Origin of the sequence: Spirosoma sordidisoli (assembly GCF_004138325.1) — a bacterium.
Lineage (GTDB): Bacteria > Bacteroidota > Bacteroidia > Cytophagales > Spirosomataceae > Spirosoma > Spirosoma sordidisoli.
In genome coordinates, this window is sequence record NZ_SBLB01000001.1 from 1065765 (window position 1) to 1090460 (window position 24696).

Here is a 24696-nt window from a genome sequence, read left to right on the forward strand (position 1 = left end):
GTAGTTGCGTTTTTGCCGATCGGATGATTATGGATACTAATTGCTGACGCCAACCAAACGCAATTGCCGGTCCGCCGGTGCGGTTGCGTCTCTACTCATGGGCTCTTCTCGTTTTCGATGGCGTATGCTGCTACTCATTTTGTTTCTGTTGATAGCGCTGATCCCCCGGTTTGTGTCGGTGCGGATGTCGGATCCGAACGTGGCTGATCATTTCGCCAGTCGACCGGTGAAACCCACGTTTGCGATGATTCAGGCTGTTCCCGGTAATGGGACCCGGCCGGTTCACTACGCCCGGATTGGACGGGATACCTTACCTACAGTCCTGTTTATTCACGGTTCGCCGGGGTCTTGGGATGCTTTTATCAGCTTCTTTGCCGATTCGTCTCTCTATACCCGCGCGCAGTTAATTTCGGCAGATCGGCCTGGTTTTGGCAAGTCAGGGCTGGGAAAACCCGAACGCTCGCTGGCCGTTCAGGCCGCCAGTCTGGCTCCTCTGTTGCGGCTCAGTCGTTCTGTCCGCAAGCCCATTCTGGTCGGGCATTCGCTAGGTGGACCCGTAGCCGCCCGGATGGCGATGGACTACCCCAACGACGTGGGTGGCCTCATTCTGGTTGCTCCCTCGATCGATCCCGACCTGGAAGAAAAGGAATGGTACCGCCCCATCGGCACTGTGTTTCCGTTCCGGCAATGGCTGCCCACCGAACTCGACGTAAGTAACCAGGAAATTTTGCCACTCAGGGGTGAGCTGGAAACGATGCGTCCGCGCTGGGCCACGATCCGCGTACCCGTTACGGTCATTCAGGGCGAAGATGCCCCCCTGGTACCCGCCGGCAATGCCGCGTTTGCCCAACGAATGCTCGTTAACGCGCCCGTTACGATGCAGCTGATTCCGAAGATGAATCACTTCATCCCCTGGAGTCGCCCGGATTTGATTCACGACGCGATTCTGGACCAACTGACGTCTGGTCAATCAACCCATGTATCAACTAAATAACCACCATGAAACTGCCCATTCTTCGTCTGATCGTTCTTGCCCTGTTGTCCGTCACGACAGCTCTTGCTCAGAAATCAACCGTCTACGCCCCCGGCGGTAAGGCCATCAACGGCTACGACCCCGTCGCTTACTTCACCGAGCACAAACCGGTACCGGGCGACCCTGCAATTACCTACCGCTACGAAGGCGCTGACTGGTATTTTGCCAGTGAAAAAAATCGGGATGCGTTCAAGGCAAACCCCGTGACTTACGCTCCGCAGTACGGCGGCTATTGCGCATTTGGCACATCGCGCGGCTACAAGGCCCCCACCGAAGCCGCTGCCTGGACCATCGTTGATGATAAGCTGTACCTGAACTACAACACGAGCGTGCGGACGGAATGGAACAAAGACCAGACGGGCTACATCAAAAAGGCCGACGCCAACTGGCCATCGATAAAAGATAAAGAGCCCAAGTAACTCACCCTCATCTACCACTCGTATGCGCCGTCTTTTTCTTGTTTCGCTCTTCCTTACCCTGTCTACACTGTCGATGGCGGGTGGCCCCTGGATTCGTGGCTACCGCAAAGGCTTTGTGCAGCTTGGCTATTCCGGTCTGTATTACAACGCCGTCTACGGGCCCACCGGCTCAGAAACCGCCGTGTTCAGAAACACCAGCGACGTAACCCTGCAGCTCTATGCCGAGTATGGCATCGCCAAAGGCTGGGAAATTCGTGGGGTGTTGCCCTACAAACTGCTGAAGACCGGGCCGAGCACCAATCTTAGCGCCAACCCGGTCAATGCCGGTACGCTGACGGGTATCGGCAACATGGGCCTGGGCGTAAAACGAGCGCTGCTCGATGGTCCCGTTACAGTCAGTATAGGCGTCGATGCGCTGGCCAACACCTTCACCAACAATGACCGGCTGGGTCTGCGAACGGGCTACGAAGGCTGGACCGTACTGCCCTACCTCTCCGTAGGATCGGGCGGGAGCCGCACCTATTACTACGCCGAAGCGGGCTATGGACTTATGACGCAGAACTACAGCAACTTTCTGAAGCTGAACGGCGAATTCGGCTACCGGCTGCACCCGCGGCTGTGGGTAGCCGGTACGATCGATTTTCGGTTGCCCGCCAAAAACGGACCGTTTTTCAATACGGAGGCCTACCAGTTTACGGGCACGTACCTGAATGACCAACAGTTTCTGGGGGCGGGCCTGAAGGCGGCCTACGACATCGTTCCGGACAAACTGGGGCTGACGGCCAGCGTGATTGGCGCGCTGGCCGGTGAGAACGTGCCGTTCTCGCGGTCGTACAACGCCGGCATATTCATCAAATGGTAAACACACAATGACCGATACGATGAAAACGCTTTTATTCGTTTCCCTGCTGGCCCTGGGCCTGCTGGTCGGCTGTTCAACGACCGAAGAAACCATCAACCCCGGCGCCACGACCGGTACGGCCCCGGTATCCGGCACCGCCACCGTCGGAACACCCGCATCATCAACGACTACGACAGGGCAGGCTGGAGGCCTGCAGGGCATGTTTGTGAGCAATGTGCACCCCACCAGCGGGACCGTAAGCGTGCAGGCCGTTAACGGCAAACAGACGCTGGTCTTTACCAACTTCCGCACAGATGGCGGCCCCGACCTGCGTATCTACCTGGCCGAAAACACGGGGCTACGCAATTTTATCGAAGTGTCGAGACTGAACAGCACGAGCGGTACGTTCTCGGTCGAGCTCCCGACCAGCGCCGATCCGGCCCGGCAGCGGTTTGTCATCATCTGGTGCAAAGCCTTTTCGGTACTGTTCGGGAATGCCGAGTTGAAATAGCCCACGCCTACCCTGCTTCTCTGTCGCATGGCCACTACCCTTTCTACGTTCGTTGGCGGAGAGTCCGGCCAATGGAAAGTAACCAGCGTACAGCCCGTGGTCGGTGAGCCGCTGGGTTGGGTATCGCACCTGCAAATCTGGTCGGGAGCGACGCCGTTGGTCTGTTTCCCGCCGACATGCTGGACGAGATGCTGGCTGATTACGTTACGAATCCCGACAGTAGCGACAGCTGGCTCACCGACGACGACAACGGGCCGGTGGGTATAGCTTATTACGCGCCGGAGCGACTGACCGACGGCACGTATAATCTGTACCTGATTGCCATCCATCCTGACCGGCAGGGACAGGGTCGCGGAGCGGCTTTGCTGCGTTACGTTGAACAGGCATTGCGGACACGGCACGAACGGTTGTTGCTGATCGAAACCTCAGGATTACCGGACTTTGAGTACCAGCGAGCCTTTTACCGGAGATGCGGCTACGTGGAGGAAGCACGAATACGAAATTTCTATCAGGCTGGCGAATAAAAAATGTGGCCGGACGGGGAATGCGCTTACTAAACTGATGAGCACTTGTCAGCCCTGGGGTTACCGGGCGTTGAGGCTCCAGTCGTACTCGTAAAAGCCCACGGCATAATCCGCGGGGATTTTCTTGCGCCGAAACCCGTTGACGAAGGCGACCGCAGACTGGCCGTCTTTCGTGAAATCACCCTTGTACCAGTCGAATATTTTGGATAGTTCCACCTTCTTCTGGCCTTTGTTGACCCGGATAAACGATGCATTGTTGAGCGCCAGCCTGGTACGTTCGTCCAGCTGGGCGTCCAGCTTACTGGCGGTGTAGGCGAAACCAGCCAACGGCGGGCAGCTCACGGCCGCGCATACGACAACGAAATGCACACGCGCATCGCCGTAGGCAGCGAGCAGCTTCTCTTTTTCGAGCTGGTTCAGGGTCATCTCCTGCCCCGCCACCCGATGCTTGAGCTTATCGAAGAAGCCTGCTTTGTCGAGGGGTGATTTAAGCGGGAATGCCTGCACAACCTGGTAGATAACCGCTACGTTATAGGCGTTGATGTAAAATGCCTTCTTTTCCGGGCTGGATGCGCCCGTCAGATTAACCGAGCCGAGTTGCCTGTACAAACCTGCCAACTCAGCACCCGACTTTTTTAGCTGCGCGTAATCCACGCGCCCGTCGACCACATGGGCCTTCATAAACGCGTCTACATCGTCGGTAAATCCGTTTGTGGTTTGGGCGGAGAGCGTGGCGGGTAACAAACACACCCCAAGAGCGAATATGTAAGGAAGGAGCTTCATGAACAGAATAGCAGCTGATTACGAAACTCAAATCAACGTATAGTCTCCATACCCATTTGTCAACAAGGCGACAAACGCGATGATTATAGCCGTGTATTGTTTACTAGTACCCTTATTAGCTCCGTATAGGTTCTTTACTGTACAAACTTATCAGGAGCGTCGCTACGTATCATTCGAAAACAAATCATAAACGCCTGACCAGAAGAATACCTGACAGCTTCAAGTGCATACTAATCCATTTTATTTTTGCGCCAGTATTCTCCGTTAATCTACCCTCTCGCACTTCAACCTTAGCATTTTTATGAAAGCAACTCTTGTTGGTTTACTGGTGCTTGTAGCAGCCGCAATCGGCAATTACTTCCGTAAGAAAGAAGACCCATTCTCAGGCCAACGTTGATCCCAAATCGACCTGAGGATGCCGTACATTACCTTTCAAATGCCTTAGTACCAGGTCGCGCATTATAATTCATCAACACCGTACCCAGCTTATACCCGGCAAGTCCGGTTATTTTATCCGTTTCATTAGCTCGTCGGTTGTGACTTCGATCAGGCGACCGATGGGTTTGCCGTTTCGGTAGGCTACGACTTTCAGGCGGTCGGCGCCTTTGGGCATGAGGATCGGTTTGGTATAGAGTGGAGAGCGGTCGTCGGGCAGGGTATTGTCGGTGGTGTAGTACAAAAACGCGTCGGGTAGTTCGTGGCTCAGGAATACCTCGACAAACCCGATGGGCGGCCGCTTTACGGTAATAATCGGGTTATAAACGCTCCGGGCGTAGTTGACGCCCAGCACATCGAACCGCCGGAAGTGGGCTTCGACGCGATTCATGAAACCCGGCCAGTTGCGGGCGGCTTTGGGCGACCAGAGTACTTCGGCCAGCGCAAACGCACGGGGCCAGATCATGTACTCGGCATGGCGCGCGTTCGGCACCGATTCTGTCCACAGATTCCCCTGCCCACCCAGAATCAGCTCCGCCCGCACACTGTCAGGAACGGGTTCAAACGCGTAGGAATCGCTCAGGCGGCAGATCCCATAGGTACTGGGTTCGGCCGTAGGTTCGCCCTGGTACAGATCGAGGTAACAATGCTGAAACGGCGTCATAATGACCGGGTGCCCCTGTCTGGCGGCTTCGATCCCTCCTTTCATGCCGCGCCAGCTCATGACGGTTGCATCGGGGGCGAGCCCTCCTTCCAGAATCTCGTCCCAGCCGATGAGTTTCTTTCCTTTGGCCTGCACAATCGTTTCGACCCGTTTGATGAAGTAGCTCTGCAGCTCCAGAACCGACTTCAGATTGTTGGCGGCCATGAACGGCTTGCAGGCATCGCATTTCTCCCAGAATCCCTTGTACGCTTCGTCGCCCCCCACGTGAATGTAGGGACCGGGAAACAAGGCCGCCACCTCGGTCAGCACCTTATCGACAAAGATGTACGTACTGTCTTCGCAGGGGTTGAGATTGTTATCTTCCAGCCGGTAAAATTTGCCGTTGGGCGGTACCACCACCGGTTTGTTTCCGCAGGTCAGATTCGGATAGGCCGCAATAGCCGACATGATATGGCCGGGCATGTCGATCTCGGGCACAATGGTGATATGCCGGTCTGCCGCGTACCGCACAATCTCCCGGATGTCTTCCTGCGTATAGTAGCCACCATAGGTAGGGTTCTCGCCGGGCAGCGGGTTCTCGATATCCCACCACCGACCGGTACGGGGTACGCGCCGGGAGCCGATCTGGGTCAGCAGCGGCAGGCTCTTGATCTCGATCCGCCAGCCCTGATCGTCGGTCAGGTGCCAGTGAAAGACGTTATACTTGTACTGGGCCATCTGGTCGATGAATCGCTTCACGAAGGCCTTATCAAAGAAATGACGGCTTACGTCGAGCATCAGCCCCCGCCAGCCAAACCGCGGCTGATCGCGAATGTGCAGCGCCGGCAGGGTGCGCCGGGTCAGGGGTTGGTTTCCGGCAACACCCCTGGCCGGCACCGGGTCTCCGGCGGGCAGGAGCTGCCGCAGCGTTTGTAAGCCGTAAAACAACCCGGCCGGTTGCGGGGCTGTCAGCGTAATACCCGATGGCCCCACGACCAGGTCATACCCTTCCGGGCCCACGCCCGCTACCGCGGCCAGCCGAACCGTAATGGCTCTGGCCGGACGGGGCTGATCGGTCAGCTTCAGACCCGGTAAGTTGTCCTGCACCATCCGGCGCACCGACGCAACCGGCGTCAGCACCGTGATCGGGGTCTGGGCCGTCAGCACAAACGTGCCAGAACGGGTTTCGAGGGTTTGCGGTGCCGGAATCAGGGCAGGCAGGGATGATTGAGCCAGGGCACTCGTGGCCCAGAGAAGTAAAAAAAGCAGTCTGCTCATGAACGGATGATCAACGAGCGCCAAATATAGCAGCCGTCCCACCCGAAAAATCCGCTGACCGCCGGGTAAAAAACAGGCAACCGCTTCTTTTGACAAGTGAACCAGATTCAAGCACTTTTTTTATGAATCAACCCGATAAACCAACCGGTAACGGCACAACCCGTCGCCAGTTTATCCAGACTGGTGCCCTGGCGGCTACCAGCTTTTTCATCGTACCCCGTCACGTACTGGGTGGCAAAGGCTTTATTGCGCCCAGCGACAAGCTAAACATTGCCGGTGTCGGTATTGCCGGCAAAGGCTTCTCAGATACCAACAATGCCTTCAACAAAGGGGCCAACAACATTGTAGCCCTGTGCGATGTGGATTGGAGCCGCGATCAGGTCAAGAAAAACTTCGAGCAGCACCCCAACGCCAAACGGTATAAGGATTACCGGGAGATGTTCGATAAGGAAGCCAAAAACATCGACGCCGTAACGGTTTCGACCGCTGACCATACGCACGCCGTTATCGCTATGGCAGCCATGCAGCGGGGCAAACACGTATACGTGCAGAAACCACTAACCCACAATATTTACGAAGCGCGGATGCTCACCGAAGCGGCCCGCAAATACAAGGTCGTTACCCAGATGGGCAACCAGGGGTCCTCGAACCCGCAGCAGAAACAGATGGTCGAGTGGTTCGACAAAGGACTGATCGGTAAGGTGCATACCGTTCATCTCTGGACCAACCGCCCCGTATGGCCGCAGGGTATTCCGGTTCCGCAGGCCGATGCCAGCGTACCGGCCGACCTCGACTGGGACGTATGGATCGGGCCAGCCCAGAAAGTGGGCTATACCCCCGCCTATCACCCGTTCAAGTGGCGCGGCTGGTGGAACTTCGGCGCCGGAGCGCTCGGCGATATCGGCTGCCACATCATGGACGTGCCGTTCCGCGTACTCGGTCTGGGCTACCCCACCGAGGTAGAAACCAGCATCGGTTCGGTATTCCTCAAAGACTGGACACCCGAATATATTCCCGAAGGCTGCCCGCCCTCGTCGCGGGTTGAGCTGAAGTTTCCCGAGTCGGCTAAAAACAAGCAGGCCGTTACCATGACCTGGTCCGACGGTGGCCTTCGTCCCTTCCGGCCCGAGTTCCTGCCCGAGGGCGAGCCAATGCCGGAAAACGGCGAAAATGGCGTGCTCATGATCGGCGATAAAGGCCTGATGGTATGCGGCATGTACGGTAACGATCCGAAGGTATACACCAAAGACGGCAAGAAATTTGAAGCGGCCAAGATCCAGACCGACGGCCCTGCCCTGCCCGAAAATGGTCATCAGGTGCTGTGGACCGAAGCCTGCAAGGCCGGCTTTAACAGCAAAGAACATAAAGGATTGACCTCGTCGTTCGACTTTGCCGGTCCGCTGACCGAGTCGGTGCTGATGGGTAACGTGGCGATCCGGAGCTATACCCTGCGCAACGCCAATGCCAACGGCCGTGGCTTCAGCTACCCAGGACGCAAGAAGCTAACCTGGGATGGCAAGAACATGAAGATCACCAACTTCGACGAAGCCAACCAGTTCGTATCGCGCAAGTACCGCGAGGGCTGGTCGCTGACGGCCTAAGTGGTTCGTTGGATTCGTTTTATCGGCCATGCGTTGATCAAAAAAACCGCTCAGACGAGCGGTTTTTTTGTTGGGCCCTTCCCTAACCCCGCCGAACAACCCGCCCGGTTTTGCAGGCTGCTCCCCGACGACAGACGATTCGACGCCAACTGGCAAACGGGTAAGATCGTGCGGCTGCCGACCCTGACCGGCCATCAACACAAACACGTCAGGGAGTGGCAGCTTTCCGGACGAGAAACCAGCCACTCCCTGACGTGTTTACGAAATGCGTTACGCGGGTAAACGGCGCACGGGCTATCTGACCAGCAGCCCCGTTACCAGATTTCGCAACCGGTCATGGGCAACGTAGGCCCAGATCAGCAGCATGTACATCGAAAAATCCTGATACGAAACGTGCAGCGCCATGTTGTTGATGTAATAGCGGGTCGCCGTGAAATCGAGCGAGGGCGTAAACCCCAGCAGGTTCTCGTACCCCAGTATCAACGTGAGTCCGAGCGCGTAGAAGAGATACTGCGGCTTACGAAACGCCCACAACACCCCCGCTACGGCCGTAGCGCCAAAACCCAGATAATGCTGCCAGCTAAGGGATAAGTCGGTGGTTACGGCTACATAAATGGAGTACGCCTGTACAGAAATAAGAACGGCCAGAATCAGTCCATAGCCGTAAAACTCTTTCAGCTGAGTACGTTGCATAAACAGATATTGATTAATGGAAAGAGGGATTAACACTAAAAATACGATGAAACGTAGGTTTACAGATGGATTTAGTAGATTATTTTCCACACTTTTTCCCACTAACACCCTTCTTTCGGCGTATCGTTCAATCCTGTCTGGTTTAAGGTATATTTGTGTACATCAACTCATCCATCGTAACCATGTCGACGCCTTCTGTTGACGTAGCCATTATCGGAGCCGGTTTTGCGGGTCTGGGCGCAGCCATCCGGCTCAGGCAACGGGGCACTTCGTTTGTCGTGTTCGAGCGGGCCAGCGAAGTGGGCGGCACCTGGCGCGACAACGTATATCCGGGCTGTGCCTGCGATGTGCCCTCTCACCTCTATTCCTTCTCGTTCGCGCCCAATCCGCACTGGTCACGGGTCTATTCGACCCAGCCCGAGATTCTGGCTTACCTGAAAAAAACCGTCGGGCAGTTCGACCTGACCCCGTACATCCGCTACAATACCGAGATTGTCAGAACCACCTTTTCGGAAGAGGACGGCTATTGGACCCTGACCGACCGGGCGGGGCATACTACAACGGCACGGGTAGTGATCGGCGCGATCGGTCCGCTCAACCGCCCCAGCCTGCCCGTATGGCCGGGCATGGATACCTTTGCCGGTCGCCTGTTTCACTCGGCCAGCTGGGACAGTTCGTATGATTTGACCGGGAAACGCGTAGCGGTAGTGGGTACCGGTGCCAGCGCGATCCAGATCATACCGGCCATTGCCCCGCGGGTTGGGCATCTCACCGTTTTTCAACGAACCGCGCCGTACGTCACCCCGCGCCTGGACCGACCCGTGTCGCCTTTCACGCAGCGGCTGTTCCGGCACGTGCCCGCGCTCCGGCAACTGTACCGGTCGTTCATTTACTGGACCAACGAGCTGCGGGGGCTGTCGTTTCTGGGCAATGACACGTTCAACGCTTTCGGTACCAAACAGGCGCTCAGGCATCTGGAAAGTGCCATTCAGGACCCGGCCTTACGGCGCAAGGCCACGCCAGCCTATAAACTGGGCTGTAAACGGGTGCTGGTTTCGGATGACTATTACCCGGCCCTCGCCCGACCCAACGTCGAGCTGGTTACCGACGTCATCACCGAACTGACGCCCACCGCCATTGTCGACAAAACCGGTACCGAACACCCGGTCGATGCGATCATAGTCAGCACGGGCTTCGTCGCTGCCGACATCATCTGCGATCTGCACGTGACGGGCCGACGGGGCCGGGTGTTGTTCGACGAGTGGCTGACGAACGGCGCCGAAGCCCATTACGGCCTGACGGTATCGGGCTACCCCAACCTGCTGTTTCTGGTCGGACCCAATACCGGCCTGGGGCACAACTCCATTGTTCACATGATCGAATCGCAGCTGAACTACGTCATGGGTTATCTCGACCTACTCGATCGGGCGGGCCAGGGCGCGTTCCTCGATGTTAAACCCGATGCGCAGGAGACTTACAACCAGGGTATCCAGCAGAAGCTCAGCACCACCGTTTGGGCCTCGGGCTGCCAGAGCTGGTACCTGAACAAACAAGGCCGGAACACCACCATCTGGCCTGACCTGACGGCAGCCTACCGAAAGGCCACCCGCCGGGTCAATGCCAGTGACTACGAGGTGATTCAGGCCCAGCCGCAGGCAACCGCCCAGCCCAACCTGCAACCACAGTAGCGCCGACCAACCTGGTTCGTACGGTCGGCTCCCCGCTCTTCACCGTGTCCCTTCACCGTGGTCCGTGTCCTCACGGACCACTCGCCCGGATGGTTTAGCTGATACCTGATTATTGCTGACGCGGGCTTGGTTCGACTACGCGTCCCGGTGAGGACACGGACCATGGTGAAGACCAAACCATTGATAGTCAACTAAAAATTAACCTTCCATCGCTACACCCGTCAGAGCCTGGGCCATGTGCAGACCGGACAGGAACGCACCCTCTACGTTGCCGCTCCCGAAACCATCGCCCCCGAACAGCAGCGGAAACGGTGCCGTAGCGGCCAGATACGAATCCGGATGGCGGACCTCGGCCTGGCTATACCGCCACCGATGCACCTGCATGGCAACAATCGAGCTGGCCGGCACCATGTCCTCCACCTGCTCAAGCAGCCGCTGGCCGAGGGTGTTGAGATCGGCTTCGTCGAGATGAGCCTGGCTGAAGGCCGCGCTGGCGTGCAGGGTAACGGAAGGCGTAGATGAAATGCCTTTCTGCTCATTATCGGCAATCCAGGCAATATCGCCCGTTTCGTAGCGGATACCGCCCGGCGCCGGAATGTGGCTGGCCTTGTTGAGCGCGGCCAGCACCGCGATACAGGGCTGGTAAACAATGGCTGACAGAGCCTGGCGGTCAGTGTCGGTAAGAGACAGACCGCTATCGTGCAGCAGGGCCAGGACTTGCGGAGCGGGTATGGTGATGAGCAGCGAGTCAGCCCGGTGGGTATCGCCGGTCTCGGTAATGACCTGCCAGCCTGCGTCGTCCTGACCAATGCGAATCGCTTTCTGGCCGGTCAGCACCGTCAGAGCATCGGCCATGTATTTAGGAATAGCGCTCATGCCCCCTACCCCAACGAAGCGCGAATGGGTGAACTCCGACTCCGTGCGACCGGCTTCTTCCAGATGCCAGGGGGTCACCACCCCGGCCGCGGCCAGCCTGTTGGTGAACGAGCTGAACGCCGTGCTTTGGGCGGAGAAATACTGAGCGCCGTGGTCGGCACGGGCCGTCAGCAGGCGTCGGGTAGCCATGCGACCACCAACTCCGCGCCCTTTGTCGAGCAAAGTAACGCGCCAGCCCTGTTGCGTCAGGGCCTGGGCGGCCGACAGACCCGCCATACCCGCGCCAATGATAAGTGTAGATGTTGCCATAGAAACCAATAAAGTAGGCCAGTAATCCGGCTTTGATCGTAAGGTATTGTCTAAGCGTTTGGTTTTGCCAGCCGGCTCTGACCAAACAAACTGCGATTTACGACGTCTTGAATTTATACCGTACTTCGTAGTATACTTCGTCGCTTACTTCGCGTCGAATAAAATCTGCTTCCGCTTGCGCCTTTTTGTTCGTTATCTCCTGCCTTTACTGATTGCCCTGCCGATTGGTTTTCTGCTGCTGTATCCGCAGCTGTGGCGGTGTATGCGGATCGGACAGACGCCGGGCTTTCGCCTGCTGAACGGTAGCCCGGGGGTATACGTCAATCAGGCAGCCACAGCCCGGCAAACCAGCCAGCTCAAAGCCCACGTGCTGACGGCCCGCAACCGGATCAGCCGGTTCTGGGGCGACCGACGCGGCCAGGCCGTACTGATCTACTGCCCGAAACAGACTGATTATGAACAATATTGCCTGGGTGGCGAAGGCGCCGGATGCAGTCTGGGAACGCCCTGGGGCGATTCGTTTCTGGTACTTGGGCCAGAAGGCAACAACGCCGACGTCATTGCGCACGAGCTTTGTCACGACGAGCTGTTTGCGCGGCTGGGCTGGTGGCGGGTGAAACGGCAGATTCCCGTCTGGTTCAACGAAGGGCTGGCGCTCATGGTCGATTATCGGTTCAGCCCCCCCGACCTCTGGGACAAACCCGCCGATACGCCCGCTCCGGCCGACTCGTTCGACGTCGACGAGTACCAGCTTCCGTTCACCCAACGGTCGGTGCTGCCGCTTTCGGAACTCGAATCGACCCGCGATTTTTTTGGCGGAGGCTACGAACGGGTTATGCTCGCTTACCAGACGGCCGCCGACGAGGTATCGCGCTGGCTCACTACGGTTGGGCGGGCCAACGTGCGGGTTCTGACCGACGCCGTTGCCAGCGGACAGGAGTTCAGGCAGGTATACCGGCAACTGGAACTCGACAAACGGGCCCGACGCACCCCACCCCCGAAGCGGCCGGCTCCCTAGCCCGCCCCGTATTTCCGCTCGAACTCGTCGACATAACTACTGCCCACGGGTATCTCCTGCTTGCCCACAAAAATTTTCGTTCGCTGAAACGAGCTGATTTTATCGAGCGATACGATGAATGATTTATGCACCCGGCAGAACGACTCGGCAGGCAACCGGGTCTCGATGGCTTTCAGCGTCAGCCGGCTCAGGAACGGTCGCGCCTGATCGGCCACGAAAATCTTCACGTAATCTTTCAGTCCTTCTACGTACAGCACCTGATCGAAATAAAGCTTGATTTCCCGGTATTCGGAGAAGATAAAGAAGTAGCCCCGGGTGGGGGGCGGTGTGGCCGCCGACGGCGCATCGGGCGGGGCGGGTGCGGGGGGTGGCTGCCGGAGGGCGAAGAGATCGTACGCTTTGTTGACCGCTTTCAGAAACCGCTCGAACGGAATAGGTTTGAGCAGGTAATCGACCACGTCGAGTTCGTACCCCTCCAGGGCGTACTGCTCATAGGCGGTTGTGAAAATAACCATGGGTGCCGATACGCCGGCCCGCTGCGGCAGGGTGCGCAGAAACTGCACCCCGGTCAGGGTTGGCATCTGAATATCCAGAAAGAGCAGATCGACCGGTTGCTGCCGGAGGGTATCCAGCGCATCGAGCGGACTCGCAAACTGCCCGACAAGCTCCAGAAAAGGAACCCTGGCAATATCGTCGGCCAGCATCTCGAGGGCAAACGGTTCGTCGTCAATGGCGATGCAGCGGAGCTTGTTCATGGCGTAAATGTAAGGTCAGTACAACCCGAAAGCGATTATCCTCCTGCACCAGCGACAGCGCGTGCTGGCCGGGATAATGCAGCGCCAGCCGTTTCTGGACGTTGGCGACGCCGATTCCCGACTCAGGCAGCCCAGCCTCTGGCGGCTCCGAACCAGGCTCGAGTGGCGGAGGCCCGGCAACCGGGTTATCGGTCCGGAAGGTCAGCGTATCGTCCGTGACGGTCAGGCCGATGCGGATATGGCTCTCCCGCTGACCGTGTAATCCGTACTTGAACGCATTCTCAACGAACGGGATAAACAGCAGCGGCTCGATGGTATGCTCATCGATAGGGCCTTCGCAGTTGAAACTGACGGTATGTTTATCGGCCAGCCGCATCTGCTGCAGATCGATATAATGGCGAAGATGGTCGACTTCCTGCCGCAGCGGCACCCGGTCCTGCTGCGCCTGGTAAATCATGTACCGGAGCAGCTGGGCCAGGGTAACCACGGCCGTTTCGGTCTGATCCGACTTTCGGCGGGCCAGCCACCGGATGTTGTTCAGGGTATTGAACAGAAAGTGCGGACTCACCTGTAGCTTAAGCATGGCCAGTTCGGCCGATACTTTTTCGAGGGCCATCTGTTGCCGGGCTTCCCGACTGCGGGTATGAAACCGGAACAACGCCATCAGCGAACTGACCATCATGGCAAATCCGAACGAAATACCACTGCTCAGTGCCCCCGGCCAGGGGCTATGCGGTCCCGGCCCCCGGTGGCCATCGGGTGGTGGCGGGAAACCCGGCCCCGGGCCACCCATCGACCGCTGGATCATGTCGGCGGGTGGAACCAGGAAAAAGCTGGCATAACGGGTCAGCACGACACCAGCCAGCATCCCCAGCACGATCAACAGATACTGCCCCGTTGAGAGGCCATCCGAGCCAGCCTGATCACGACTGTCGAGCAGCTTCGGCATCAACAGGCGCAGGTTGACGTAAAAGAACGCAATGATCAGCAGGCTGGTGAGCAACTGGGCCATACCGATGCTGATCAGATCCTGCTGGTTCCAGAGAAACGTGGGCAGGGTCAGAAACGGCAATCCGATAAAAACGAGCCACCCAATCAGATGAAGCCCGGTCTGGTAGCGTTCAAAAAACTTCATACGGATGCAAAATACAAGCCTGGGGCGGCTTTACCGGCTCTGGCCTTCCATCTGCCGACAGGGGCTGCGAATGTGTCGATATAATCAGGTTCAGCGCCGGTCGTCGGCACACAGAGGCCCACCGTCGTCGTGGCCATAAAGTTTACCACTTTAATAGATTATTAATGCAACGTCGGGCATTCTACGGGCGTAATAATCGTTATACGAGTGTGGGAAATCCCTGCAATCCAACAAATAACTATGAGAAACGTAAGCACAAACCCTACCCGGCGACGGACGCCCTGGGTACTTGTCGCCAGCTTCGCGGTGTTGCTATCGGCCTGTAAAAAAGAGGCAGACCTGGTGACCCCCGCCACGACAACCACAGCCGCTAACCCCAATGCCGAGGTCAACAACTGGATTCTCGACAACATGCGGTATTACTACTACTGGAATACGAAGATCCCGGCTAACCCCGACCTGACGCTGGCCCCCGAGCCATTTTTCAACTCGCTGCTGAATACATACAACGCAACTTCTAACCCCGATGGCGACCGTTTCTCCTGGATTCAGGAAAGCGCGGAGGAACTCCAGGCCAGCCTGAGTGGCGAAACCACTACCACCGGTATGGAATACCAGCTGTACCTGCGGGCATCCGGCTCCGACGATATCATTGCCCAGGTGTTGTACGTACTACCCGGCTCCCCCGCCCAGAAGGCAGGGCTGAAACGGGGCGACATCATCTCGAAAGTGAACGGACAGGTGCTGAACCGGAGCAATTACCTCAGCCTGCTCTTTGGTAACACCACCAATTTTACGTTCGGTCTGGCCAGCGTCAATAATGGCAGCCTCGTCGATACGGACGTGAGCCGGAGCGTTACGGCCACCGTTTTTCAGGAGAATCCGGTGTTTCTGGACTCGGTCTACACGGTCGGCAGCAAAAAGATTGGCTATCTGGTTTACAATCAGTTCGTTCCCGGCGCCAACAACAGCCGTGCCAATGAATACGACGCCCAGATCGATGCCATCTTCAGCGATTTCAAGGCCCAGGGCGTTAACGAGCTGGTGCTGGATCTGCGCTATAACCCGGGTGGCTATACCTCTTCGTCGACGAACCTGGCCAGCCTGATCGGCAAGGGCGTTACGACCGGCAAATTGTTTTTCCGCGAGGAATGCAACCCGACCCTGACGGCGGCCTGGACCCGCCAGTACGGCAGCGATTTTCTGGTCAACAACTTCGTTACCAAGCCCCAGAATATAGGCGCTAACCTCAGCCGCGTATTTGTGCTGACCACCGACCATACGGCCTCGGCCAGCGAGCTGATCATCAACGGCCTGCGCCCCTACATGACCGTGACGACCATCGGCACGACCACGACCGGCAAAAATGTAGGCTCGATCACCCTGACCGACGACAGTGGCAAAATAAAATGGGGCATGCAGCCGATTGTGTTCAAGTCGTTCAACAGCCTGGGGCAGTCTGACTATGCCAGTGGTTTTAAACCCACGATCGAGGTCGAAGAGCCGCTCAACCTGCTGCCCCTAGGCGATACGCGCGAACCGCTGCTCGGCACGGCCCTGGCGCAGATTACCGGCACCGCCCCCTCTGCCCGGGCCGGATCGGCCAACGCCAATCCGCTCAGCTCGATCGGCTCATCCATCCAGCGCAAAGCCGGTGCCCGCTATGGCATGGTGAAACCGCTGAAGACACTGGAGCTGGCCAACTAAGTCAGCTACGTCAACCGTTACCGGTTGGTTCTGAACCAGCCGACCCCGCTGAGGAGACAGGTGCTCCCGGCAGGGTCGGCTGGTTTTTTTATAGGCCTGATCGGCTCATACACAGCCAGGTAGTTTTACTCACCCACGGGTAGGCTACCAGAAATTTCGGACAGGCTGCAACGGAGTAGCCAGAGTCCACGTAATCGTCTACAGTAAACCAAACAACAACCATGAAAAAACTAATTTTATCCAGCCTCATTGCCCTGTTGGGTATTGGTCTGTGGAGTTGCAATCAGCAGGAAGGTTTGTCGGTCGATGCCGATTCGACGCTGGGGGCTGCCCGGCTTTCGTCCGATTCAACGGGTTTCCACTGCCGCGACAGTCTGACCCGCGTGGATGTGTCGGCTTTGCCAGCCGCTGTAACGGCGTATATCACCTCGAAGTACACCAGCGCTACCATCAACTACGCAGCCAAAGACGATACGGGGAACTTCCTGGTGGCCATCACCCAGGCCGACGGCCGTAAAGCCTTGCTGTTCAACGCCGACGGCACGTTCAACAAAGAGCTGTCCCTGCGGGGTGGCGGCCCCGGCAAAGGGGGTCCGGGCCGCGGACACGGTGGCAAAGGAAACCGCGACAGCCTGAACAAAATAGCGGTGGCTTCGCTGCCAGCGGCCATTACCAGCTACATCACCACCAACTTTGCCAGCGCTACCATCAACGCAGCCGTCAATGATCCGGACCGCGGCTATATCGTCATGATTACCCAGGCCGACGGCCGTAAGGCGCTGTTGTTTACTACCAGCGGGGCCTTTGTTCAGGAAATCGTTCGCGGGTTTAAAGACTATACCATCATCAAAACCAGCGAGTTACCCGCTTCGGTAACCAGCTATATCAGCACCAACTACGCAGGCTCAACGATTAAGGTAGCCGGAAAAAGCAGCACCGGGCAGTTTAAAGTCCTGATCCAGACGGCCAGCAATGGCCCCGCCGAGTTGCTGTTTGCGGCCGACGGTACATTTGTTCAGATAAATCGCCGGAAGCGGTAACCGAACCCGTTGTCTGTTCAACTAAAAAGGACCTGGTCATCTGGCCGGGTCTTTTTTTTGCAGGGCCTCGCAGGGCATTAAAGAGGCTAAAACAGGGATTCGCTCATGGAATTTCGGCATTCGGAAAAAATACGTGTAGCAGCATCTAATTTCTAGGCATATTTACCGTTGTAACTGAGTATTACCCCAATAAAAACCGTATATCCAATGAAACGTCTTTTCCTTACCCCAGCTATTGCCCTGTTCGCCTTCGCAGCCCAAGCCCAGACCTGGGCGGTCGACAAGTCGCACTCGAAAGTCGGCTTCACGGTTACTCACCTGATGCTGTCTGAAGTGGACGGTAATTTCAAAACATTCGACGCCAAAGTAACGGCTGCCAAACCGGACCTCTCGGATGCCGTATTCGACCTGACGGCCGACGTCAACAGCATCAACACCGACAACGACCGGCGCGATGGCCATCTCAAGAGCCCTGACTTCTTCGATGCCGCCAAATACCCGACGCTTACCTTCAAAAGCAAGTCGTTTACCAAGGTAGAAGGCAAGAAATACAAAGCCGTTGGCGACCTCACCATGCACGGCATTACGAAGCCCGTTACCCTCGATGTGGTGATGACAGGCCCCGTCACCAACGAAAGCCCCCGCGGCAAGCAGGAAAAAGTAGGCTTCAAAGTAACCGGCCTGATCAAACGGTCAGACTTCAGCCTCGGTACCATTCCGGTAACCGTTGTCAGCGACGAAGTGGAGCTGAAAGCGGCCGGTGAGTTCACCAAACAGGATGGCTCGGTAGCCGAAAAGAAATAATACGCAGCGCTTTACCGGTAGCCGCGGTCTCCGTATGCCTTCTGTGGGCTACCGGGACCGCGGCTTTTTTTTCGGAAGTAGTTTCCCTACGTCGCACCCTGAGCAGGCTGGTCGGCACATTAGCCGCCTTGCTCTACACAAGCCGGAAAGCGGGCAACGAAGCCGGGCCTGTAGACGTACTAGATGCAGAAGACGACACAAACCCGTCTGCCATCAGCGCTCTATGATCCCCAGCGAACCCATCTCCCGGCTGAGTTTTCTCCGCAAAGCCATTGCCAGCACGGTACTGACCCCGGCCCTGCTACAGTCCTGCTCCAGCCAGACGGAAATTACCCCTGGCGGTACAACAACCAACGGCTCTACCACGGGCGGCTCCACCACCGGCAGCTGCGTAGTAACCGACACCGAAACCGACGGCCCCTACCCGCTCTACAGCAGCCGGGGTTCGGCCCTGCAACGGGTCGATATCCGCGAGGGTAAAACCGGCCTTCAGCTCGACATGACCATGACCGTTAAAAACGTAAACAATAGCTGCGCCGTGCTGGCCAATGCCCGCGTCGACATCTGGTATTGCGATAAAGACGGGTATTATTCGGGCTACAGCAACTCGGGCTACCTGGGTACCCAGAACAATACCGGCAAGACCTTTCTGCGGGGCCTCCAGTATACCGATGCCAGCGGACAGGTAAAGTTTACGGGTATCTATCCTGGCTGGTACCAGGGTCGCGCTACGCATATCCACGTGCAGGTTTACGTAGACAATACCTTGAAGCTGACCTCACAGATTGCGTTTCCGGAAGATATCAACACGGCCGTCTATACTACCGATCTCTACAAAGCGCACGGACAGAACTCGCTCAAAAATTCCGGCGACAACATCCTCAGCGACTCCCTGGATAATGAACTCGCCACCGTTACCGCTAACAGCGCCACCGGTGGGTACAACCTGACTCATACCATCTACGTAAAAGCCTGATGATCGACTGGCCTGCGTTCAGCCCGTTTCCCAGCCGGTTTGTTGGCGTGTCGACCTTCGATGCCGCCGACACCGACCGGGTACGCACCTATCTGAACTGGAGTGAGCTGTTTCGGCAGTGGGAAATCCCGGTTCCGTTTCCGGACGCCCTCGACAGTCCGGACTGGTGCACAACGGCCCGCAGCTTACTGGCCGACGCCAACGCCCTGCTCGATGACTGGATTGCCCGTGGGCTGCTGCGGCCTGAGGTTACCTTCGGCGTCTGGCAGGCTTGGGCGGAAGGGGATCAGGTGGTGGTTCAGCCCCCTGGCGGAGGTGCCGTTCGGCTGACATTCCCCCGCCTGCCCGTGGCCGATGGTTCGTCATACTGCCTGGCCGACCTGATCAAGCCAGCCGCTCTCCTGACCACCGGCGAGTCGGACTACATCGGCGGGTACGCGGTCCGGCTCGACCAGCGTATCGGTGCGGCCATTCAAACCTGGGCTGCTGCCGAAGACGACTACCGGGTGTTTCTGGCTACCGACCTCTGCGCGCTCTACCGATCGGCGGTGGCTGACTACCTCCACTACCGGCTCAGGCGGTTTATCTGGGCCTATTGCGACGACGATGACCTGAGCAATACCGACATCATCGAAGGCATACACCAGGGCATTCGGGTGTCGATCGGCGACTACGCCTGCCCCGGCCCGGTCGAGCGCTTCGGGCTGTCGGCCCTGCTGGGCCTGACGCCAGACATCGGTATCGTCAACGACCCCGCCAACCCGCTTTCGGCCGACTCTGGTTTTTTCTTTGCCCACCCCAGGGCCCGACATTTTCCGCCCCAGTCCGTCGCTAATCCGCCCATAGTCAACGCATGAGTAAAGCCCGCATCCGGCTGGCCTTCCGTCATCTCATCGACGCCGGGAGTGCCCGCTCCGAGTTCGAAAAGGTTGTTTTTGCCGACTCGTACCAGGAGTTTCGCCTGCAGGTACAGGCCTACAATCCCAACAACCAGTACACCACCTATCAGCAGGTTCGGGCCGCCGTTCCGCAGGCTGACCCCGGTCTGTCGGTTCGGGTCAGCTTCGCCATAGGCCTGTACGTAAACGAACTGAACGGGCAGATACCCGGGCTGGTCGACGCGATCGGCCAGCCGGTTTCGTTCGTCGAGCATCGGTTTACCCTGCTCGATTCGCACATCACCGACCGGAGCCAGCACCGGATCGCGCTCACCTACCTGACCGATTCGCTGACCTGGCTCGATACGGTGGGTAACCACCTGCTGCTGAGCGCCATCGATCCAGCCGACAGCCCTGAGCCGGTCGATACGTTCCTGCTTCTGGTGCAGCCCAATCTGAGCATTTGTTCGTACCAGGCCAGCCCGTATTTGCCCACGGCTTAACAATCAGACAACACGGGTTTCGGGAAGGTTGCCCTGCTTTTTGTGTTTATTGCAGGAAACAACCTCTTCCACCATGAACACGATTCTGTTGCCTACCGACCTGAGCGAAGCCACCAATCAGGCCCTGAACTGGGCGCGTCTGCTGGCCAGCCACTACAACGCCCGGCTTATACTCCTTCACGTGCAGCCCATGCCCATGCCCGACACATCGATGCCGGTCATTGGCGATCTGGGCGTGGGTACGACCGTACTGATGGATACCGAACCCGTTTATCAGGACCAGCTCACGAAGCTGGCCGGCCAGCTGGAAGCCGAAGGGCTCACCTGCCAGACCGACCTGCGCCGGGGTGCTGTTAAAGAAGCCATTCTGGAAGCCGCCCGCGAACACCAGGCCGACCTGATCGTAACCGGGCGCAGTGATCTGTCTTCGTTCTTCGACCGGCTCATTGGCAGCGAAGCCACCGGCATTGCCCGCGATGCCCACTGTCCGGTCCTGGTCGTTCCCGCCGATCAGTCAGACGAAGCCCGGCCCGTATCGCTGCAAAAACTGGTCTTTACGACACCCCTCGAGTTTGATCAGGACGATACGTTTGCGCAGGCCGTGGCGCTGGCCCGGAGCTTCGGGGCTTCGCTGCGGGTGCTGCACGTACGCGCCAGCAACCAGCCTAACCTCAACGACGATGCCGAGATGACGGCCCAGCTCCAGGCGGTCTACGGCACCGAACCGCTCCCCGTCGATACCGTTGAGGCCAACACCGTAACGGGTGGCCTGGAAACCTACCTGAGCGACCATACCGTCGATCTGCTGGTGATGACGACCCGCGAGCGCGACTTCCTGTCGGGCCTGCTCAACCCCAGCCTGACCAGCCGGATGGTGAAGCTATCGGACGTGCCGCTGCTGATTTATCAGGACAAAGGCGACTTATAACCGGTCGGGCGGCTGACGCCGGGCGGCCATTTCGTCGGCAATACGCCGGGCATTGGGGTCGCTCTGCTGCCGGAGCTGGGCTACGATGGCCGCATGGTTCTTATCGTCCCGGTTCTGGCTCAGTTTGGCGGCCCCCTCCAGGGTGTCGATGGTCATCTCGAACGCCACCACACCGCGCATCTCCCGGCGCACGTACGCTTCGGTCAGGCTATCGACCGATACCGGATGCTGGGAAGCGGCCTCGTAGCGATCTAGCTGTATCCGCAGCAGGGCCAGCGTTTCGTCGTCAGACAGGATGCGGGTCCGGCCGCTGGCTTGTACGGACAGGTAGTTCCAGGTTGGCACGTTGGGATGATCGTACCAGGACGACGAGATATAGGCGTGCGGCCCCGAAAACACCACCAGCGCGGGCGTTTCCGGCACCAGCGTTTTCCATTGCGGGTTCGCTTTGGCCAGATGCCCAACCAGTTTATGCGGCCCGTCGGCACTGACCACCAGCTCGATGGGCAGATGTGTAGCCATGGGCATACCGTTTTCCCCGGTTGTGATGAACAAGGCGAAGCTATGCGCCTGCATAAACTGGAGCAGCCTCTCGGGATCGGTCTCCCGGTTGTGTTTATTGATGTACATAGGCGGTTATGGGGTACGTTACAGGCCCCGAAGCCCGTCCGGCTTCACGGTCATGTAATAGAGATCGAGGCCCGGCACCCAATAGTCGGGTTGGGTGTACTGCAGCTGGAAGCCGAATCGTTCGAAAAAGGCATACGCAACCTGCGAGGTGCGACAAATTAGTTCCGTTACCTCCGGATACTGCCGGATCGCCAGCAGGTTATACCGCATCAGTGCGGTACCTATACCGAGTCCTTTCAGCGCCGGATCGGCAAAAATCCAGACAATGTGCGCTTTCTGTTCGTGGAGCCGGATCGAGTGCCCGCAGGCGCCGACCACCCGGCCTTCGTGTTCGGCCACGACATAGGGCTCCTGGTAGGTAGTCAGAAAGTCGGCATACTCGGCTACTTCGCTCTCGCCGAAAGCGACCGGTACGTTTTTCCGGAACACAGCCAGCAACGGCTCCGTATCGGCAACCTGCCAGGGTCTGATCTGTATCATTGCAGATAGTCAGGTAAGGGCCTGTCGGAATCCTGGGGCACTGGCGCCAGCCGAACGGTTTGCATCGGCACGACCCCCGACCAGGTGGGCAGGTCCATGTCTTCCGGATCATCGGAGGGGCCACCGGTGCGCACTTTGGCCGATGCTTCGTGCAGCGAAAAAGCCAGCACCGTGGTTTTACGCATCTCACTATCGGTAGTCGGGCGCAGGTCAGCCCAGCGCCCCGGCACCAGGTGGTCCGTTATCAATGCCAGCGCTTCCATCCGTTCGGCTTCGTCGGTTACTTTCTCGGCCGTAGCGAAGATAACCACCGACCGGTAGTTTACCGAGTGATGAAAAGCCGACTTGGCCAGCACCAGCCCATCGGTCAGCATCACCGAAATACAGACCGGCGCCCCCGCTTCGATGGTCCGGATAAAGTGGCTCCCCACCGATCCGTGGATGTAGAGTTTGTCTCCTTGGCGGGCATAGGCCGTTGGGATGGCCATGGGCTGCCCGTCAACGGCGTAGCTGACGGTACAGAACAGGGCTTCGTCCAGAATGGGGTGGATCGTTTCGGCGTCGTAGTGAGCGCGTTTGGCCAGTCGGCTGGGGATAAGGCGGGATGTTGTCATGGCGGTATCAATCGTTTCTCTGGCAAAAGTCGTACTTTACCGGCCCGTACAAATCGTCCGGTTTATACAAAACAGCTAGTCCGGTTATGCTTCCTTTCAAGTCGCTGCTCGCCGTCGATAAAACAGCCGCCACACCCGTCTTCGTCCAGCTGGCCGACCAGCTTCAGCAACTGATCCGGTCCGGCACCCTGACGGCCGGGCAGCGCCTGCCCGGCACCCGCCAGCTGGCCCAGCTGCTGGGTCTGCACCGGCAAACCCTGGTGGCTGCCTATGACGAGCTGCTGGCGCAGGGCTGGCTCGAAAGCCGGTCGGGCAGCGGCACCTTTGTTACGAGTCACGCCCTAGACAGCCGGCCTCAGCCCCTGGCCGACAGTCTCGCCCTGCCGTCGGTCCGGCACCAGCCCGGCTATTCGTTCGAGCCCCGCTCGTTTCTGGCCCGGCCGGTACTCACCAACCCGGGTGGCCTGCGGCTGGACGACGGTTTTCCCGACATCCGGCTGGCCCCTATGGACGAGCTGAGCCGCGCCTATCGGTCTTATTTCCGGTGGGGCAATCCGCAACAGCACTTCGGCTACGGCGACACCAAAGGCCACCCGCTCCTGCGCGAACAGCTGGCCCGGCACCTCAACGAAACCCGGGGCCTGCATACCACCCCAGACAATGTGCTCATTACCCGGGGCAGCATCATGGGCCTGCACCTGGCGAGTCAGCTGCTGCTCCGCCCCGCCGATGTGGTAGCCACGGGGCTGACCAGTTGGGCGGGTGCCACCATGAACTTCCTCAACACCGGCGCTACGGTACTGCCCGTTGCGGTCGATCAGCACGGGCTCAACACAGACCAGCTGGCCGACCTCTGCGACCGGCAGCAACGCCTGGGCCGACCGATCCGGATGGTGTACGTGACGCCCCACCACCACTACCCGACAACGGTTACCCTCCGGGCCGACCGGCGGGTGCGGCTGCTGCAACTGGCCGGGCAGTATGGGTTCGTGATTCTAGAAGACGACTACGACTATGATTTTCACTACCTGAGCCGCCCCATTCTGCCACTGGCCAGCGCCGATCAGCGCGGCATGGTCGTATACGTGGGTTCGCTCACCAAGTCGGTAGCGCCTGCTTTTCGGGTTGGGTATGTCGTAGCGCCCACCGCCGTCATTACCGAGCTGGCTCAGCTCCGGCGCATCATCGACCGGCAGGGCGACCAGATGCTGGAGTTCGCCATTGGCCAGCTGATCAAAACGGGGGTGCTGAAACGCCATTTCAGGAAGGCGCTGCGTACGTACGAAAGCCGACGCGATTATTTCTGCCAGCTGCTCAGCACCGCCCTGCCCGAGGCCGTACAGTTTACCCGGCCCGATGGCGGTCTGGCCGTCTGGGCTACGTTCGACCCGGCCATCGACATGGCCAGTCTCGCCGAACGGGCCCGACAAACGGGGCTGTCCTTAGCCAATGGGTTGTTTCATAATCCGCCGGGGCAACGGCTCAACGGCACCCGGCTGGGGTTTGCCTCAAGCACAGAAGCCGAGCTGGAGCAGGCGGTGGCGCTGCTGAAACAAGCCGTGAACAATCGGTAACCGGTTGTCAGCCTACCAAT

26 protein-coding genes are annotated in these 24696 nt (G+C 58.3%); 17 read left to right on the forward strand and 9 right to left on the reverse strand.

The window, feature by feature from the left end:
* Positions 1 to 124 precede the first annotated feature (124 nt).
* From EQG79_RS04625 to EQG79_RS04650, 5 genes are all read left to right on the forward strand, one after another.
* Positions 125 to 994 (forward strand): alpha/beta fold hydrolase, encoded by an 870-nt coding sequence (locus EQG79_RS04625; RefSeq protein WP_240699271.1) that lies wholly within the window; start codon positions 125 to 127, stop codon positions 992 to 994.
* Between the two features lie 5 nt (positions 995 to 999).
* On the forward strand, positions 1000 to 1452 hold the full coding sequence (locus EQG79_RS04630) for a YHS domain-containing (seleno)protein (RefSeq protein ID WP_129600278.1): 453 nt from the start codon (positions 1000 to 1002) through the stop codon (positions 1450 to 1452).
* A gap of 22 nt (positions 1453 to 1474) precedes the next feature.
* Positions 1475 to 2314, forward strand: coding sequence for a hypothetical protein (locus EQG79_RS04635; protein WP_129600280.1), 840 nt, complete (start codon positions 1475 to 1477; stop codon positions 2312 to 2314).
* 19 nt (positions 2315 to 2333) lie between these two features.
* The gene (locus EQG79_RS04640; protein WP_161492688.1) at positions 2334 to 2804 is read left to right on the forward strand and encodes a DM13 domain-containing protein; all 471 of its coding nucleotides are present in this window, start codon (positions 2334 to 2336) and stop codon (positions 2802 to 2804) included.
* A 116-nt stretch (positions 2805 to 2920) separates the two neighbouring features.
* A complete protein-coding gene (locus EQG79_RS04650) occupies positions 2921 to 3328 on the forward strand; it encodes a GNAT family N-acetyltransferase (protein ID WP_240699272.1) in 408 nt (135 codons plus the stop codon).
* Positions 3329 to 3388: 60 nt separating this feature from the next.
* Here the strand turns inward: EQG79_RS04650 and EQG79_RS04655 are convergent, their stop codons facing one another.
* Both EQG79_RS04655 and EQG79_RS04660 read right to left on the reverse strand, forming a co-directional pair.
* Positions 3389 to 4111 carry a DUF547 domain-containing protein gene (locus EQG79_RS04655; RefSeq protein WP_129600284.1) on the reverse strand — a complete coding sequence of 241 codons (723 nt, stop codon included), beginning with the start codon at positions 4109 to 4111 and terminating at the stop codon, positions 3389 to 3391.
* Positions 4112 to 4616: 505 nt separating this feature from the next.
* Positions 4617 to 6467, reverse strand: coding sequence for a beta-N-acetylhexosaminidase (locus EQG79_RS04660; RefSeq protein ID WP_077919594.1), 1851 nt, complete (start codon positions 6465 to 6467; stop codon positions 4617 to 4619).
* Positions 6468 to 6589: 122 nt separating this feature from the next.
* On the opposite strand from EQG79_RS04660, the gene EQG79_RS04665 reads away from it, so the two are divergent.
* On the forward strand, positions 6590 to 8068 hold the full coding sequence (locus EQG79_RS04665; protein ID WP_077919097.1) for a Gfo/Idh/MocA family protein: 1479 nt from the start codon (positions 6590 to 6592) through the stop codon (positions 8066 to 8068).
* Between the two features lie 33 nt (positions 8069 to 8101).
* Complete coding sequence (locus tag EQG79_RS04670) at positions 8102 to 8350, forward strand: hypothetical protein (RefSeq protein ID WP_129600286.1); 249 nt, start codon at positions 8102 to 8104, stop codon at positions 8348 to 8350.
* Positions 8351 to 8362: 12 nt separating this feature from the next.
* Here EQG79_RS04670 and EQG79_RS04675 read toward each other — a convergent pair whose 3' ends face one another.
* Positions 8363 to 8761: a hypothetical protein gene (locus EQG79_RS04675; protein WP_077919098.1), complete on the reverse strand. Its 399-nt coding sequence runs from the start codon at positions 8759 to 8761 to the stop codon at positions 8363 to 8365.
* 182 nt (positions 8762 to 8943) lie between these two features.
* Between EQG79_RS04675 and EQG79_RS04680 the strand changes: the two genes are divergently transcribed.
* Positions 8944 to 10449 carry a flavin-containing monooxygenase gene (locus tag EQG79_RS04680; RefSeq protein WP_077919099.1) on the forward strand — a complete coding sequence of 502 codons (1506 nt, stop codon included), beginning with the start codon at positions 8944 to 8946 and terminating at the stop codon, positions 10447 to 10449.
* 198 nt (positions 10450 to 10647) lie between these two features.
* On the opposite strand, the gene EQG79_RS04685 is transcribed toward EQG79_RS04680, so the two are convergent.
* Positions 10648 to 11634 carry an NAD(P)/FAD-dependent oxidoreductase gene (locus tag EQG79_RS04685; RefSeq protein WP_077919100.1) on the reverse strand — a complete coding sequence of 329 codons (987 nt, stop codon included), beginning with the start codon at positions 11632 to 11634 and terminating at the stop codon, positions 10648 to 10650.
* A gap of 175 nt (positions 11635 to 11809) precedes the next feature.
* Here EQG79_RS04685 and EQG79_RS04690 point away from each other — a divergent pair, with 175 nt between their 5' ends.
* Positions 11810 to 12652: a hypothetical protein gene (locus EQG79_RS04690; protein ID WP_077919101.1), complete on the forward strand. Its 843-nt coding sequence runs from the start codon at positions 11810 to 11812 to the stop codon at positions 12650 to 12652.
* Here the strand turns inward: EQG79_RS04690 and EQG79_RS04695 are convergent.
* Together EQG79_RS04695 and EQG79_RS04700 are read right to left on the reverse strand one after the other, a co-directional pair.
* Complete coding sequence (locus EQG79_RS04695; protein WP_077919102.1) at positions 12649 to 13407, reverse strand: LytR/AlgR family response regulator transcription factor; 759 nt, start codon at positions 13405 to 13407, stop codon at positions 12649 to 12651. The two genes, EQG79_RS04690 and EQG79_RS04695, sit on opposite strands and share 4 nt — an antisense overlap.
* On the reverse strand, positions 13379 to 14542 hold the full coding sequence (locus EQG79_RS04700) for a sensor histidine kinase (protein ID WP_077919103.1): 1164 nt from the start codon (positions 14540 to 14542) through the stop codon (positions 13379 to 13381). Before EQG79_RS04700 ends, EQG79_RS04695 begins: the two co-directional genes overlap by 29 nt.
* Positions 14543 to 14782: 240 nt before the next feature.
* Between EQG79_RS04700 and EQG79_RS04705 the strand changes: the two genes are divergently transcribed.
* From EQG79_RS04705 to EQG79_RS04735, 7 genes are all read left to right on the forward strand, one after another.
* The gene (locus tag EQG79_RS04705; RefSeq protein ID WP_129600288.1) at positions 14783 to 16249 is read left to right on the forward strand and encodes a S41 family peptidase; all 1467 of its coding nucleotides are present in this window, start codon (positions 14783 to 14785) and stop codon (positions 16247 to 16249) included.
* Positions 16250 to 16470: 221 nt separating this feature from the next.
* On the forward strand, positions 16471 to 17289 hold the full coding sequence (locus tag EQG79_RS04710) for a PepSY-like domain-containing protein (protein ID WP_077919105.1): 819 nt from the start codon (positions 16471 to 16473) through the stop codon (positions 17287 to 17289).
* Positions 17290 to 17496: 207 nt separating this feature from the next.
* On the forward strand, positions 17497 to 18093 hold the full coding sequence (locus tag EQG79_RS04715) for a YceI family protein (protein WP_129600290.1): 597 nt from the start codon (positions 17497 to 17499) through the stop codon (positions 18091 to 18093).
* 223 nt (positions 18094 to 18316) lie between these two features.
* Entirely contained in the window at positions 18317 to 19069 is a 753-nt protein-coding gene (locus tag EQG79_RS04720; protein ID WP_129600292.1) for a dioxygenase family protein, read from the forward strand.
* The gene (locus EQG79_RS04725; RefSeq protein ID WP_129600293.1) at positions 19069 to 19926 is read left to right on the forward strand and encodes a vitamin B12 dependent-methionine synthase activation domain-containing protein; all 858 of its coding nucleotides are present in this window, start codon (positions 19069 to 19071) and stop codon (positions 19924 to 19926) included. The genes EQG79_RS04720 and EQG79_RS04725 overlap by 1 nt, the downstream gene beginning before the upstream one ends.
* Positions 19923 to 20450 carry a hypothetical protein gene (locus EQG79_RS04730; RefSeq protein WP_129600295.1) on the forward strand — a complete coding sequence of 176 codons (528 nt, stop codon included), beginning with the start codon at positions 19923 to 19925 and terminating at the stop codon, positions 20448 to 20450. The genes EQG79_RS04725 and EQG79_RS04730 overlap by 4 nt, the downstream gene beginning before the upstream one ends.
* A 73-nt stretch (positions 20451 to 20523) precedes the next feature.
* On the forward strand, positions 20524 to 21378 hold the full coding sequence (locus EQG79_RS04735; RefSeq protein WP_129600297.1) for a universal stress protein: 855 nt from the start codon (positions 20524 to 20526) through the stop codon (positions 21376 to 21378).
* On the opposite strand, the gene EQG79_RS04740 is transcribed toward EQG79_RS04735, so the two are convergent.
* The 3 genes from EQG79_RS04740 to EQG79_RS04750 are packed head-to-tail and all read right to left on the reverse strand — an operon-like array spanning position 21373 to position 23102.
* On the reverse strand, positions 21373 to 22008 hold the full coding sequence (locus tag EQG79_RS04740; RefSeq protein ID WP_129600299.1) for an FMN-binding negative transcriptional regulator: 636 nt from the start codon (positions 22006 to 22008) through the stop codon (positions 21373 to 21375). The genes EQG79_RS04735 and EQG79_RS04740 overlap by 6 nt on opposite strands.
* Before the next feature lie 18 nt (positions 22009 to 22026).
* Positions 22027 to 22488 carry a GNAT family N-acetyltransferase gene (locus EQG79_RS04745; protein ID WP_129600301.1) on the reverse strand — a complete coding sequence of 154 codons (462 nt, stop codon included), beginning with the start codon at positions 22486 to 22488 and terminating at the stop codon, positions 22027 to 22029.
* Positions 22485 to 23102, reverse strand: coding sequence for a pyridoxamine 5'-phosphate oxidase family protein (locus EQG79_RS04750; protein WP_129600303.1), 618 nt, complete (start codon positions 23100 to 23102; stop codon positions 22485 to 22487). Before EQG79_RS04750 ends, EQG79_RS04745 begins: the two co-directional genes overlap by 4 nt.
* Positions 23103 to 23188: 86 nt before the next feature.
* Between EQG79_RS04750 and EQG79_RS04755 the strand changes: the two genes are divergently transcribed.
* Positions 23189 to 24676 carry an aminotransferase-like domain-containing protein gene (locus tag EQG79_RS04755; protein WP_129600305.1) on the forward strand — a complete coding sequence of 496 codons (1488 nt, stop codon included), beginning with the start codon at positions 23189 to 23191 and terminating at the stop codon, positions 24674 to 24676.
* Positions 24677 to 24696: the final 20 nt, after the last annotated feature.